Origin of the sequence: Escherichia sp. E2748, from assembly GCF_005781125.1 — a bacterium.
Classification (GTDB): domain Bacteria; phylum Pseudomonadota; class Gammaproteobacteria; order Enterobacterales; family Enterobacteriaceae; genus Escherichia.
In genome coordinates, this window is record NZ_VATP01000047.1 from 20,390 (window position 1) to 34,144 (window position 13,755).

Genomic DNA, 13,755 nt, shown 5'->3' on the forward strand with positions numbered 1-13,755 from the left:
AAACAGCTAACACAGCAGGAGTAATGTTCATGGAACGGCTACAAAAATCCCGATGGGCCGTTACTGTACTATTTTTTGTCAACGGATTTATACAAGGAGGATGGGCTGTGCAGATAGCACAGCTTGCTCCTCGTTTTGGCGCCGATGATATAACCATTGGTCTACTTATTTTGACATTCGGTTTGGGGGCTTTATTTATGATGCCTCTGTCCGGTATGTTAATCTCAAGGTTTGGCTCACAAAAAGTTGTTCGATTATTTGCCGTATTAGCATCTGTTTCGTTAATATCCGTAGGCATTGTAAAAAATATTTCTTCATTAGTATTCTTTTTATTTCTCTTAGGCGCGATGATTGGTTCGATGAATGTGGCCATGAATGCAAATGCCGTTATCGTTGAAAGAAAATTAGCTTACGCAATACTGTCAATGTGCCACTATTCATGGAGCATTGGTTTATTTGTATCGGGTTTTACAGGTGGTTATGCAGTTAAAAACTATGGATACCTTGGTCATATTTTTATAATTTCTGGGATCGCTTTTCTTCTGGTTTTGACAGCACTTCATTTTATCACTAATGATCATCCACAAGAGAATCAGAAAAATAAATCATCATCGAGTTTACCCCGCCAGGCTAAAATCTATATTATAGGAATAATGGCTCTTCTTGGAATGATACCAGAGTGTGCGGTTGTCGACTGGTCATCACGTTATCTAATGAAAAACCTTAATGCTAATATAGAAATAGCCAGCCTTGCTTTTGCTTTTTTTGCATGCACTATGTCAATGGTTCGATTCGTTGGTGATGTGATACGTGATAGTTATGGACCCGTGAAAACTCTTCGTGTATCCAGTATCCTGGCAGCAGCCGGTATGCTAACAGCAGCCCTGTCACCGTCGCCGTGGCAGGCAATTCTGGCTTTTTCTCTGGCTGGCGGTGGTATTGCCAATATTGTTCCTGTCATCTTTTCATCCGCAGGCCATCAGTCTGGAATTGCTGTAGGTACTGGAATAAGTATTGTTACAAGCATCGGTTATTTAGGTACATTAATGGCGCCAGCACCAATAGGCTTTTTTGCACAACAATTCGGTTTTCCAATGATATATATAGCAATGGCTTTTATACTTGTTATGAATGCTGTGCTTGCACCATTATTACGTAATAATAATAACAAATATTAAAAACTTTCGTTGATGATAAAGGGTTAGACTTCTCGAGGCCTTTCTGGCCATTGTTCAGGATACAGATCTTCTTCTTTAACTTTTTGAATAATCGAAAGAGACGAGTGATTTGTCCGCATTAATCACGGAAATTTCCTGGCATTGTTTATAAAAATCCTTATATTATATCGCTAACAATTTTATTAATCGATCATTCCGTTTGTTAAACCATTTTCACTTTAACCAGTTGAAATCTGTATAATAACTATCGTTTTCTGGTCCCGAATGCGTGTTTATTTGAGTATGAAAATGTTGTTTTTTATCAATGAATGATATTTTAACCAAAAGTTCAATATTTCTTATTTACAAAATTAATGGGACGTATAGACTCTTAACCTAAACCAAATGCGTGCGCGTGGTATTGCTCTCGTCGGTTTTATTAAATGGATAAATTTCATCAGGATGAGCTATTATGGATAATAGATACAATTGTTGTTATTCAGAAGAGAGCGTTGAAAAACCTAAAATAGCGCTACAGAATGTATACTATCACGCAGGTCAAAATCCCTTTAACAAAACCCTGGTTGCAGGTGCTATCTTTCTTGCTTTTAATACCGCGCATGCCACAGATTCTTGTGATTATGTCAGTACCAGACCTGAAACTAGCTGTGTCTATGCTGATAACAAAATAAATATCCATATTCATACTGACATAAATAATCGTACTAGTACCCCAGCCTATCAATACGAAACTGATTATATGACTACGGATAAATCAGTTATCCATTTAGAGGCTGGCACAACAATTCATTCGGATGCAACGGGTATTGAGGCATTAGGACGTAGCAACACCGAAATTGAAGTGAGCACCTCTGGCAATATCTATACAGGAAACATCTCCGATGTTGATGTGCAGGAACCTCAGGCCCCCATCTCCGGGCCTTCCGGCGGTATAATCTTTGATATAACCAACGTTCGTGGAACCCAACACGCCAGTGTTTATCTGGCGGGTGCATCCGGCGGTCTATTAGCGTTGGGGGCCGTGACGCAATATTCCGATAGTCAAATTGTTAACCAGAGTGCCAGTAAAGATACAGCCGCAATATATTCTCAGGCGCTGGAATCTCGGATGACAACCTCAGGCGTTATTCGCTCTCAAGTTGGAGATGCGATTCGTTTACAGGATACCGGCCCTGAATATTCCTATAGTAGCGGCGGCTACATTATTCTCGATCCTCAGAGTGTGTTTGATGTTCACTTACAGGAAGGTAGTGTAGTTGATGGCGGCTCTGAAGGTGCGGGGATTAAAACCATCGGCGGAGCAACTTCCAGTATCACGATTGATGAAGGTGCAACGTTGGGAGCATTGTCTGATGTCGCGATTAGCACAACTGGCTATGATTATTATGATCTCAACTACACTAATAATCCGTCGGGTATTAATACATACCAATACACTGGGGCGGCTACCAGCATCACCAATGCCGGAACGATGACTGGTGTTATTCAATTAACCAGCGGTCAGGATAAGATCGTGAATGACACAACGGGCGTCTGGAATATTCGTCAGTGGTCAGATTCCGATCGGGATGGTGTCCGGGATGCGGTTGCTTCTGTGGCAACCAGTGATTTTGGTGGCGGAACGACTGAGTTAAATAACCTCGGTCAAATTATACTGACCGCGAATGCCGATGGCAGCGCAAACAGCGCGCTGTTGCAGAATTTGCCCACCTTCAAAAACCAGGGCCGTTTAATTCTCGCTAATAACGTCGTAGGTGATCGTTTTACTATCGACGGTGATTATGTGGGTAATAATGGCACTGTTGAGCTGGATACTTACCTTGGGGATGACAGTTCTCCTACAGACAGAGTCATCATTAATGGCTCAACCTCCGGACAAAGTTATCTGCTGATTAATAATTCTGGCGGAACCGGAGCTAAAACCAGTGAAGGGATCAAAGTTATTGAAGTTAACGGTGATTCCTCCGGTGAGTTTATTCAGCAAGGTCGTGTCGTTGGCGGTGCATTTGAATACTATTTGCATAAAAATAGCGTCAATAATCAGGATGGTGACTGGTATCTGCGTTCACAGCTTCCGATTATCACGCCTGAAGATCCGGTTATACCGAACCCGGAACCTGATCCTGACCCCGAGCCTACGCCAACTCCAGAACCGAAGCCTGAACCTGAAAATATCAATCGACCCGAACCGGGGAGCTATATGTTTAACCATATGGCCGCCAATAGCCTGTTCCTGATGCGCCTTCACGATCGTATGGGGGAAACCCAATATACTGATGCCCTGACCGGTGAGCAAAAGGTGACCAGTTTGTGGCTGCGCCAAGTTGGCGGTCATAACCGTTCTCGTGATAGCAGTGGCCAGTTAAAAAATCAGGGGAATCGTTACGTTTCTCAACTAGGTGGCGATATTGCACAATGGAGTAGCAATGGTTTCGACCGTTGGCATTTGGGCGTAATGGCCGGATTCGCCAGGCAAAACAGCAATACGGAGTCAAAATATTCAGGATATAAATCCACAGGTTCTGTGGCGGGGTACAGTGCGGGATTGTATGGCACATGGTATGCCAATGAGCATGATAAAACAGGCAGTTATGTTGATGCCTGGGCTTTATATAACTGGTTTGATAATGAAGTAAAAGGTGACCAGTTGGCGACGGAAAGCTATAAATCCCGGGGTGTTACGGCATCAATTGAAGCTGGCTATACCTTCAAACTGGGGGAACGAATCTCTGACGGTGTGAAATATTATTTGCAACCTAAGGGACAACTGACCTGGATGAACGTTCGCGCCAATGACCATACTGAACATTCAAGTAGTGGTGGTTCACGTGTTTCCTTTGATGGTGATGGCAATATTCAAAGTCGTCTTGGTATTCGTACTTATGCCAACGGTCATAGTGCTATTGATAACGGTAAAGACCGTAAATTCCAGCCATTTATCGAAGCCAACTGGATCCACAATACTCATAACTTTGGTGCAACCATGAATGGCTATAAGAATAGTATTGATGGAACCAAAAATATTGGCGAAGTAAAAGTGGGACTTGAAGGCCAGTTATCTCGTCGCCTGGATCTTTGGGGTAACGTCACGCAGCAAATGGGTGACAGTGGCTATAGCGATACTCTGGTTATATTAGGAATTAAATATCGTTTCTAGTGGAGAGCCATTGTTAAATGGAAGCCTGGCGGTTTTTATTGACTGGCAGGCTATCCGTTGCATTTGATAATAGGATTTGGTATGCAACCACGAGTTTTAATTGTTACAACTGAAGCCCCGGACGTGCTGTTTAGCGGTCTTGGTTTTTTTAATGAACACTTTTGGGCGGAATTAAAACGGCGTAATTATCCTTTTAAAGTGTTGTATCTGAATAATCAAAAGACAGCACATTCTCAGTTAGCTGATTATGAGATTGCAGTAGAACCGGCCTTACCCCTCGATTCATCGCTGGAGTCGCTCAGTCTTAACGTGGCCTGGAGTACAGCGCAAAAAGTTCAGCCGATCCTCAATGAGTTCAAACCTGACATTATTTCGGTACATGAAAACTCGCCGCTATTGCCGTTCTTTTTTGAGCTAAACCGCGTTCAGTTCACGCTGCATTCCAGCTATATCGGTATGCAACACTATCTGACCCGGACACAAAAAGGAATGCAGCATTACTGGGAGCAGAGGATCGCCGTGCGGCAAAGTGGCGCGGTGGTTCTTCATAGCGATTGGGCCCATCGCTCTGTTATTCAGCATGTCTCGGCGGATATCGTTCCACCTCACCTGTTTCCAATCGGTGTGGATTTCGCAGATTATCCGGCGGATAAAATTCCCCATCCTGAAGGCAAAGTCGTGATTAGCTTTTTTGGTCGCTTTACCGATATTGTGAAGAATTTCCTGATTTTCCGTGATGCCATCAATACACTTCCACCAACCTATCGGCAGCGCATAGAAGCCCGGGTTTATGGACCTGAAAAAATCCCCGATTATATGGAAAAAGAAGGTTTTAAAGGTTTAACCTTTGTGCAAGGGGAAGAGAAAAAACGGGCGCTGGCGGAAACTGATATCGTCGTTTTCCCAAGTATGCAGGAAAGCTACGGTATTGTTGGTCTGGAAGCATTGTTGTCGAATTGCGCATTAATCGCCACGCCAGGATTAGGTATGGATAGTTATATGCAGCCGGAATATGCTTGCGAACCGACAATCGCCGCGATCCAAAAGCGAATTATTACTTATCTTTCGGATGTCGAGCAATTACGTAAAGACCAGAAGGCGCAGATATTCCGTAATAGTGTTAATCGACCGGAGTTTACGTTAAGCAAGATGACTGAGTCATATATCAGCGTTTGGCAGGAATTGCATAAGACGTTACAGAAAGAACGACAGTGAGTTATTTTTATTCAAAATTCCCATAAACGCTGTTTTTCTTACAGCATAAATACTTGACCCAGACTTGATTGTGGGTCAGAGGCGGTCAATGACAAGTTGCCACGGTTACTTATCTTGTACTGTACCAAGTAAAAAACTCATTTACCTGGTACTCAACAACGATACCCTTAAATTGAGTATGTCGTTCCAGCACTGGCTGTTGATGATGATCCGTTTTATTATTGAGTTCGGTGACCACCTGAGCGATCACCTTTAACATGACGGCAGTTATACAGGTCTACCATAACACCTGTCTTTACTTACTGACGAACGTAATGGCCGCCTACGGAAAGAACTGTTATATCATTACCTCGCTTGATGAATACAACCCTATGCTCTTGATTTATCCGAAATGAATAAGTATCAGTAACACCGTGAAGTTTTTCACAATTTGCATCCGAAACAGATTTTGCCGCTGTTTTTGGATCGTGCCCATAGTCCCTGACAAGACGACGCCATTCATAATATTTTCTCATAGCGGCTTGCGGTACTTCGATATGTTTGTTTTGGCGATATCTGGTTCTTTGTTCACGATCATCAAAATTGTAATACATAAACTCTCATCTCCTTGAAAGCTGCCCATGGTGAGCTGCGCTGCTCATTACAACATTTAGCCTAACTAACTCTTCGTCGGTTAGAACAACAATTGTTTTGATTGAACGATAAGGTATTACATAGTGACATTTTAGTATCTGGAGTTTAAAGAGTGCGGAGATTTCGACAAATATTTGTATGTTGTAACTATTGTTTCCGTTAATAGTGGCAACTTTATTTCCAGACTGGAAATATTCCGAACATAAACGACAGTGTAAAAATACTAATGAATTGAATATACACGCTTATTTATCTGGCATAGCAATTGCTAAGTCATTAGCGAGTCGTTTATAAAATTAAGGAAAGAGTATGTCTAATAACCGCAATTATCGATTCGATACCAAAATTGTACACGCAGGACAACACCCGGACCCCTCTACAGGATCACTCAGCACGCCAATTTTCCAGACATCAACATTTGTCTTTGATAATGCTGAACAAGGCGCTGCACGTTTTGCACTGGAAGAACCAGGTTATATTTATACTCGCCTGGGTAACCCCACCACAGATGCCCTTGAGCAAAAAATGGCCGTCCTTGAAGACGGTGAAGCCGCGCTGGCGACCGCTTCTGGAATTTCAGCAATTACGACAGCCCTGCTGACTCTGTGTCAGCAAGGCGATCATATTGTCTCTGCCAATGCAATTTATGGTTGCACGCACGCTTTTCTTTCCCACAGCATGCCGAAATTTGGAATTACCACAAGCTTTGTCGACGCAACCAACATTGCTGAACTAAAAGCAGCAATACGGCCAGAAACGAAGGTTATTTATATCGAAACCCCAGCCAATCCAACACTGACACTGGTCGATATCGAAATGGTCGCGGGTATCGCGCATCAGCACGGCGCGCTGTTAATTGTCGATAACACCTTTATGTCGCCTTACGGTCAACAACCATTACGTCTGGGGGCGGATATTGTTGTACATAGTGTCACTAAATACATTAACGGTCACGGCGATGTAATTGGCGGTGTTATTGTTGGTAAAAAAGACTTTATCGACCAGGCGCGTTACGTTGGACTTAAGGATATTACAGGCGGATGTATGAGTCCGTTTAATGCCTGGCTGACCTTGCGTGGCGTTAAAACTCTCGGCGTCAGGATGGAACGTCACTCCAGCAACGCCATGAAAATTGCGCAGTTCCTTGAAAGCCATCCAACAATTACCCATGTCTATTATCCTGGATTACTGGCTCACCCTCAGTACGATTTATATAAGCGACAAATGACTTTACCCGGCGGTGTCATCAGTTTCGAAATAGCCGGAGGATTTGATTCTGGCAGACGGATGATTAACGCGGTCAATTTATGTTTGCTGGCGGTAAGTCTTGGGGATACCGAAACGCTGATCCAACATCCGGCATCGATGACCCACTCTCCTGTACCGCCAGAAGAACGATTAAAAGCAGGAATTACTGATGGAATGATTCGGCTTTCTGTAGGTCTGGAAGATCCTGACGATATTATTGAGGACCTTCAGCAGGCAATCGCAACAGCCATCGCCGGAAATTAATTTTTCAACAGCATATAAAATATCAACGCCTGCCCTCTGTCTTATTGGCAGAGGGATTGGGATGGAGGCACATTATGCAAATCAGCACGCAACAAGCGGATAATTATGTAAATATTTCTCACACACTCACCAATAAACTCCCCTTTACACGCTATGACTTTGGTTGGGTCTTATTATGCATTGGCATGGCAATTGGCGCAGGTACTGTTTTAATGCCGGTGCAGATCGGTTTAAAAGGGATATGGGTTTTCATTACAGCATTTATTATTGCTTACCCTGCAACTTATATTGTGCAGGATATGTATCTTAAAACACTTTCTAAAAGTGAAACCTGCAACGATTATACTGATATTATAAGCCACTACCTGGGGAAAAACTGGGGAATTTTTTTAGGTGTTATTTATTTTTTGATGATTGTCCATGGGATATTCATCTACTCTCTTTCCGTCATTTTTGACAGCGCTTCGTACATCAGGCATTTTGGTTTAACCGATAGCGACTTGTCACAATCCGTTATCTATAAGATCATTGTCTTTTCTGTTTTAGTGGCCATTGCCTCTCGTGGTGAAAAAATATTATTTAAAATTTCCGGACCAATGGTAATCATCAAAGTGGGAATTATTATTATTCTCGGTTTTATCATGATCCCTCACTGGAAATTTAATAATGTTAGTGCATTCCCGCCAATGAGTGATTTTTTTCGCGACGTTCTGCTCACCATCCCGTTTTGTTTTTTCTCAGCCGTCTTTATTCAGGTGTTGAATCCGATGAATATTGCCTATCGAAAAAGAGAAAGAGACCGGGTTATGGCCACCAGAATGGCAATCCGCACCCATCGAATCAGTTACATTACGCTGATAACCATCATATTATTTTTTTCATTCTCATTTACTTTTTCCATCAGCCATGAAGAAGCGGTTTCCGCATTTGAGCAGAATATTTCCGCCCTGGCGCTGGCAACGCAAGTGATACCGGGAGAAATTATTCATCTTGCTTCGACAATATTAAATATATTTGCAGTTCTGACGGCTTTTTTTGGTATATATCTTGGTTTTCATGAAGCATTGAAAGGAATTGTACTCAATATTTTAAGTCGGGTAATTAATGTTGAGAAAGTCAGCCCGCAGATGCTCACAACAGGAATAGGGATTTTTATTGTTGCTACACTGGTTGTCTGGGTTTCGTTTCGTGTATCCGTCCTGGTGTTTTTCCAGCTTGGTAGTCCACTATACGGTATCGTCTCTTGTCTGATCCCTGTTTTCTTAATTTACAGTGTCAAAGCGCTAGAAAACCTGCGCGGGGTCAGAAGCTGGCTTATTTTTATCTACGGTATTTTACTCTGTCTCTCACCGCTGCTGAAACTCATCGAGTAGTATTTGGGACGCCCCCATGTTTTAGATGGGGGCATTAATAAACCATATCCTGCTGGTAGCTGCGTATTTTATTCAAAACGGTAGTATGCGAGACACCAAGCACTTTAGCGATACCACGCGCAGAGACATTATCATCTAACATCTTTTCGATAATTTTTCGTTCAGTCAAGCGAACTTGTTCTTTTAAAGGCCCTATATTCCCACTGTGCCTTTGCTGATTCTCCCGGCATAGAGAATTCATCCATTTCATTTCGTCCATTGTTACTATTCCACTGTCCGACATATGCATCAAACGGATAATAATATTCTCCAGTTCCCTGATGTTGCCCGGCCATGCGTAATGCTGCAAAAATTCCAGACTATTTTTATCAAAAACCAATGCCCGCTTAAACTCGCAACAATGCTTTTGCAGAAAATGATCAATTAATAACGTAATATCTTGTGGATGCTGGCGAAGCGGCGGGATTGTTAACGAAAGAATATTGATTCGGTAGTAGAGATCGGCACGTAACTCACGATTCAACATCATCTCTTCCAGGTTCGCATTAGTGGCTACGATAACCCGAGTATCAAAAGAAACAACCTGAGAACTGCCTATACGGCGGATACAACTATCCTGCAAAACGCGCAGTAGTTTTGCCTGCATACTTAGTGGCATTTCGCCAAACTCATCAAGAAACAGCGTTCCTTTATCCGCCATTTCAAACAATCCTTTCTTCCCTTTGCCATCGGCCCCGGTGAACGCGCCTTTCTCGTAACCAAAGAACTCGCTTTCCATCAGTTCTTCAGGGATTGTCGAACAGTTTACCGGAATAAAAGCGTGTAAACGTCGTGGCCCACAATTATGAATAGCACGCGCCAGCAACTCTTTCCCTGTTCCCGTTTCACCGCGAATCAATACGGTAAAACGACTTTCCGAAAACTTTATCGCTTTTTCTATAAGCGATTGCATTTGCGGGCTTTCACCAATCATATCAGTAAAATATTCGCTCGGTTTTACTGATCTATGAGAGGTGATTCCACTATCGGTACTAAAATGCTCAATATTAATAATGTCTGGATGATGACTTAACCGTGTCACCACACTATTGATATCCCCTGTATGACGACACATTGATTTAATAAGAATGCGTCCGGCTGTCACTTTCATTGAAATAATATTAAATTTATAAAATGAAAATTCTTTTAAAACGTCTTCTATCATTGAAATACGGTCAATGGTTTTTATATTCCAGCGTATCGTAAACACATAAGCTCCATTGCATTTTTTGAACACATCGACAGGCATTTTACTGCAAGGAGGAGGATGTTCTGCCAAAGGCATCACAGAGTTGAGGAAAATCTCAATGAAGAACAACGTTAAGGGAATATGTGTCGCGTAGCATCGGAAACTGGAAATAGGAAATATGATAGATAAACTATTGAGAATAGATGATATTGTTAATGCCCATGACTCCAATGGACATTAACCAACGCTGGTACAGCTCATTTGCTGCCCAGGGAATGCAGTATAACCAATGCTAATTAGCGTTTTACCGCGTCAAAAAACGTATACATCTGACTAACTTTTGAACCTTGATGCAAAGATGTCATATTTTGCTTGAGCGTTTCGAGCCTGATATTGACTTTACGGATCAACTCCTCTGTACCGTTCATAAGCTCACGAACCAGACTTTTGATGCGTTCACGCTCAATTTCTGACAGCGTTAATCCACTGGTGCCCGTAATTAAGTCTTCCGCTTTCGCCAGAAATATATCCAGCAGCGCTAAAAAGGCATCCCATTTTTCTTCACGCACCATCGTTAACATCGACTGGTTCATGTCGAACAAATTATCATAATGTGAAATCAAATTAACCACGTCTCCCCCGGGTTTGCTGTGGGTCAATTTCTTCCCAGGTTTCTGCAAGCCGCATTAATAGTTGATCGACATGCTTCAGTAATTCAGGGTCGTTCGTTCGGTTAGCCTGAAACAATGTCCGTGACATATACTCATAAAGTTGTTCGAGTTCGCCTGCAATATGCAGACCTTTCTCATGATCAAGCGATGCCCGCAAACCATTATCAATAATATTGATTGCTTTAGAGATCATCTCCCCGCGGCGAGGAATATTACCCTGTTCAAAATAGATAATTGCTTTCTGGATTGCGCTATGAATTCCATCAAACAGCATAGAAATAAGCTGATGTGGGGTTGCTCCTGCCAGTTTGCTCTGTAGCGAAACTTGTTTGTAGGCTTCTGCGCCCTGTGAAGTGTACATATCAGACTCCTGCGGGGCTGGCGGAGTCACGCTCCGTCAGCCTTTACTCTTATTAAATCGTTGATAAAAGAGAGGTTAATTGCGAGTTCATGCTGTTCATTTTTGACATCGCGGTATCCAGATTCTGGAACTGGATGCGATAACGCTCAACCTGAGCATCGATCAGTTTCTGGGTCTTATCAATTTGCTGCTGAACCACCTTGTTTTGTGAATCAAGGCCGTCAGTGGTGGTCTTGATAAGCCCGGTTTTATCATCGCTACCAGTACCAATATAGCTACTGATGATATTCCCCAACGTAGTCGCCATGCCTTCATTACTGCCATGACCCATAAACATATTGGCGATCTGATCCGGATCATCGGCAATCGCGTTGTCCAGCTTGTCCTCATCCAGTGTCATCTGACCGGTTGCGGCATCAATTTTGATGCCCAGATCGGCTAATGAACCATAATCAGCGCCAGAATCACCATAAACGCCGTTTACCGTAGAGCGAATTTGACTGACCATTCCGCGCAGCGTGGAATCGCCCATCAGCGCCCCGCTCTTGGAACTGGGCGTTGCGACATCATCATCACTCAGACCGGAGGTATCATTCTTGACGTACTTACTGAATGTAGTTGTTGCTGACAGCAGTGCATTGTATTGCTTAACAAAATCCTGAAGGTGAGTTTTAATAGCAGACGTATCAGCCGTTAATGTCAACTGCTCAGATTGTAATTTGGTCGGATCATTTTTATCTGCTTCAGAAACGGCATTCAGATTCAGCGTCACACCGTTAATGATGTCAGTAATGTTGTTACTGGAACGAGTAAAATCAGTACCATCAACAGACAATTTGGCATCTTTAGCATCCGAAACCGAAATCATCTTGTCAGCTGCACCAGGATCGCCCGCAACACCATTTGGATGCTGACCGCCCGCTGACGTGTCCAAGATGTCCGCAAGATTCTGATCGCCGTCGACCTTAACGCTCATTTCACCGTCGCTGCCGGTTGTTTTAGAACTCAGAACCAGTTGATAACCGTTGCCTGTAGGCTGAACGCTGGCACTAACATCACCATTTTGCTTGTTGATAGCCTTGGCGATGCTGTTTAACGACGTTTCATCGTCTTTAAGTTCAACTTCGGTGGTTTTTCCGTCTTTTTGCGTGATGGTGATCTTTCTGGTGCCGCTGCCAGTTGTACTCCCCAGGGGGGTGTCAGCACTGGTCTGGAGTGCCGTTTTCAGTTTATGGGCAGATGCCAGTTGTTCCACAGTAATTTCATGAGTATCCGCCAGCGCACCCGTGCTCGCCGTCGCAGTAAAGGCTTTGTTGCTACTCACTTTCAGGGTATTGAATGCATCACCACCTAATGATTTCACCGATTTTTGCAGCGTAGACAATAGGTTGGAGATAGATCCCCAGGCTGAAATCTTCAATTTATAGCTATTCTGAAGACTGGTATAGGGCGTCAGGCGCTGCTGTTCGCTGGCTTTAAGTTGCTCCAGCATTGATGCGGTATCGATCCCTGAACCGATTCCCAGTGATGATATACCCATGTTGTTTCTCCTGAGGGGTTGTGATTTTTAAGAATCTCTTCCCTATATCGGCATAAAAACAGACTGGATAAATATTTAACTTTTTTTCAACAATCCGAAGAATGAAATTATTCGCTTTCTTTAATTTGTCCTCTTACATTTCCGCCCTATTTTTACTTTTTTTATCTCATTCGCTTTAGCCACTTTATTTCCACGCCGATATCTGTGGTATGCGGAGTTACAACGCATATTCAGTTTAAATTCTATTCCGGGCGGATCGCACCGCCAGGTTTTAATTGAGGATATATCATGTCACAGGTCATTAATACCAACGCACTGAGCCTGGTTGCACAGAACAACCTGAACAAATCTCAGTCCACTCTCGGCACTGCGATCCAACGCCTGTCTTCTGGTCTGCGTATTAACAGCGCAAAAGACGATGCTGCTGGCCAGGCTATCAGCAACCGTTTCACCGCCAGCATCTCTGGTCTGACTCAGGCTTCCCGCAACGCTAACGACGGTATCTCCATCGCTCAGACCACTGAAGGTGCGCTGAACGAAGTGAACGACAACCTGCAGAACATCCGTCGTCTGACTGTTCAGGCGCAGAACGGCACTAACTCCGATTCTGACCGTCAGTCCATCCAGGACGAAATCAATGCCCGTCTGGATGAAATCGACCGCATCTCCAATCAGACTGAATTTAACGGCGTTAAAGTTCTCAGCCAGGATCAGTCTCTGTCTATTCAGGTAGGTTCTAACGATAGCGAAACTATCAGTATCGATCTGAGCAAGATGGATGCCGGCACCCTCGGGATGACTGATTTCAACGTGGCTGGCGGTATTAATGCCGCAACCCTGAATACAACAGGCGCTAATGTGAATGTTGATGAAGGCTATAAGTATGA

General features: G+C 43.3%; 11 protein-coding genes and 1 pseudogene. 7 read left to right on the top strand and 5 right to left on the bottom strand.

Features of this window, described 5'->3' with window-relative positions; all coding sequences use genetic code 11:
• Positions 1-29 precede the first annotated feature (29 nt).
• The 4 genes from FEK42_RS22460 (at position 30) to FEK42_RS22830 (ending at position 5,806) form a co-directional block, all read left to right on the top strand.
• The gene (locus tag FEK42_RS22460; RefSeq protein ID WP_135491766.1) at positions 30-1,178 is read left to right on the top strand and encodes an MFS transporter; all 1,149 of its coding nucleotides are present in this window, start codon (positions 30-32) and stop codon (positions 1,176-1,178) included.
• 451 nt (positions 1,179-1,629) lie between these two features.
• Positions 1,630-4,335 (top strand): autotransporter outer membrane beta-barrel domain-containing protein, encoded by a 2,706-nt coding sequence (locus FEK42_RS22465; protein WP_135491767.1) that lies wholly within the window; start codon positions 1,630-1,632, stop codon positions 4,333-4,335.
• Between the two features lie 81 nt (positions 4,336-4,416).
• Positions 4,417-5,550 (top strand): glycosyltransferase family 4 protein, encoded by a 1,134-nt coding sequence (locus FEK42_RS22470; protein ID WP_130261390.1) that lies wholly within the window; start codon positions 4,417-4,419, stop codon positions 5,548-5,550.
• 88 nt (positions 5,551-5,638) lie between these two features.
• Positions 5,639-5,806 (top strand): hypothetical protein, encoded by a 168-nt coding sequence (locus FEK42_RS22830; RefSeq protein ID WP_167852497.1) that lies wholly within the window; start codon positions 5,639-5,641, stop codon positions 5,804-5,806.
• 43 nt (positions 5,807-5,849) lie between these two features.
• Here FEK42_RS22830 and FEK42_RS22475 read toward each other — a convergent pair whose 3' ends face one another.
• Positions 5,850-6,143 (bottom strand): type II toxin-antitoxin system YoeB family toxin, encoded by a 294-nt coding sequence (locus FEK42_RS22475; protein WP_130210273.1) that lies wholly within the window; start codon positions 6,141-6,143, stop codon positions 5,850-5,852.
• Between the two features lie 349 nt (positions 6,144-6,492).
• Here FEK42_RS22475 and megL point away from each other — a divergent pair, with 349 nt between their 5' ends.
• Positions 6,493-7,695 (top strand): methionine gamma-lyase, encoded by a 1,203-nt coding sequence (megL, locus tag FEK42_RS22480; protein ID WP_130210271.1) that lies wholly within the window; start codon positions 6,493-6,495, stop codon positions 7,693-7,695.
• A 74-nt stretch (positions 7,696-7,769) separates the two neighbouring features.
• Positions 7,770-9,068 (top strand): aromatic amino acid transport family protein, encoded by a 1,299-nt coding sequence (locus FEK42_RS22485; RefSeq protein ID WP_138211981.1) that lies wholly within the window; start codon positions 7,770-7,772, stop codon positions 9,066-9,068.
• Between the two features lie 34 nt (positions 9,069-9,102).
• Here FEK42_RS22485 and FEK42_RS22490 read toward each other — a convergent pair whose 3' ends face one another.
• The 4 genes from FEK42_RS22490 to fliD form a co-directional block, all read right to left on the bottom strand.
• Positions 9,103-10,317 (bottom strand): sigma 54-interacting transcriptional regulator, encoded by a 1,215-nt coding sequence (locus tag FEK42_RS22490; protein WP_130210267.1) that lies wholly within the window; start codon positions 10,315-10,317, stop codon positions 9,103-9,105.
• 275 nt (positions 10,318-10,592) lie between these two features.
• Positions 10,593-10,877 carry a flagellar protein FliT gene (locus FEK42_RS22495; protein ID WP_167852498.1) on the bottom strand — a complete coding sequence of 95 codons (285 nt, stop codon included), beginning with the start codon at positions 10,875-10,877 and terminating at the stop codon, positions 10,593-10,595.
• A 43-nt stretch (positions 10,878-10,920) separates the two neighbouring features.
• Complete coding sequence (gene fliS, locus FEK42_RS22500) at positions 10,921-11,328, bottom strand: flagellar export chaperone FliS (RefSeq protein ID WP_130210263.1); 408 nt, start codon at positions 11,326-11,328, stop codon at positions 10,921-10,923.
• A 52-nt stretch (positions 11,329-11,380) separates the two neighbouring features.
• Positions 11,381-12,868 carry a flagellar filament capping protein FliD gene (gene fliD / locus FEK42_RS22505; protein ID WP_135491769.1) on the bottom strand — a complete coding sequence of 496 codons (1,488 nt, stop codon included), beginning with the start codon at positions 12,866-12,868 and terminating at the stop codon, positions 11,381-11,383.
• 288 nt (positions 12,869-13,156) lie between these two features.
• Between fliD and FEK42_RS22510 the strand changes: the two are divergent.
• A pseudogene (locus FEK42_RS22510) lies at positions 13,157-13,755 on the top strand (flagellin FliC); the annotation flags it as partial.

What these genes read in the sequence shown, in the direction of transcription:
- megL (WP_130210271.1), top strand. Translation starts at nt 6,493, where the DNA reads ATGTCTAATAACCGCAATTATCGATTCGATACCAAAATTGTACACGCA.
- FEK42_RS22465 (WP_135491767.1), top strand. Translation starts at nt 1,630, where the DNA reads ATGGATAATAGATACAATTGTTGTTATTCAGAAGAGAGCGTTGAAAAA.
- fliS (WP_130210263.1), bottom strand. Translation starts at nt 11,328, where the DNA reads ATGTACACTTCACAGGGCGCAGAAGCCTACAAACAAGTTTCGCTACAG.
- FEK42_RS22830 (WP_167852497.1), top strand. Translation starts at nt 5,639, where the DNA reads ATGACAAGTTGCCACGGTTACTTATCTTGTACTGTACCAAGTAAAAAA.
- fliD (WP_135491769.1), bottom strand. Translation starts at nt 12,868, where the DNA reads ATGGGTATATCATCACTGGGAATCGGTTCAGGGATCGATACCGCATCA.
- FEK42_RS22485 (WP_138211981.1), top strand. Translation starts at nt 7,770, where the DNA reads ATGCAAATCAGCACGCAACAAGCGGATAATTATGTAAATATTTCTCAC.
- FEK42_RS22460 (WP_135491766.1), top strand. Translation starts at nt 30, where the DNA reads ATGGAACGGCTACAAAAATCCCGATGGGCCGTTACTGTACTATTTTTT.
- FEK42_RS22475 (WP_130210273.1), bottom strand. Translation starts at nt 6,143, where the DNA reads ATGTATTACAATTTTGATGATCGTGAACAAAGAACCAGATATCGCCAA.
- FEK42_RS22495 (WP_167852498.1), bottom strand. Translation starts at nt 10,877, where the DNA reads ATGTTAACGATGGTGCGTGAAGAAAAATGGGATGCCTTTTTAGCGCTG.
- FEK42_RS22470 (WP_130261390.1), top strand. Translation starts at nt 4,417, where the DNA reads ATGCAACCACGAGTTTTAATTGTTACAACTGAAGCCCCGGACGTGCTG.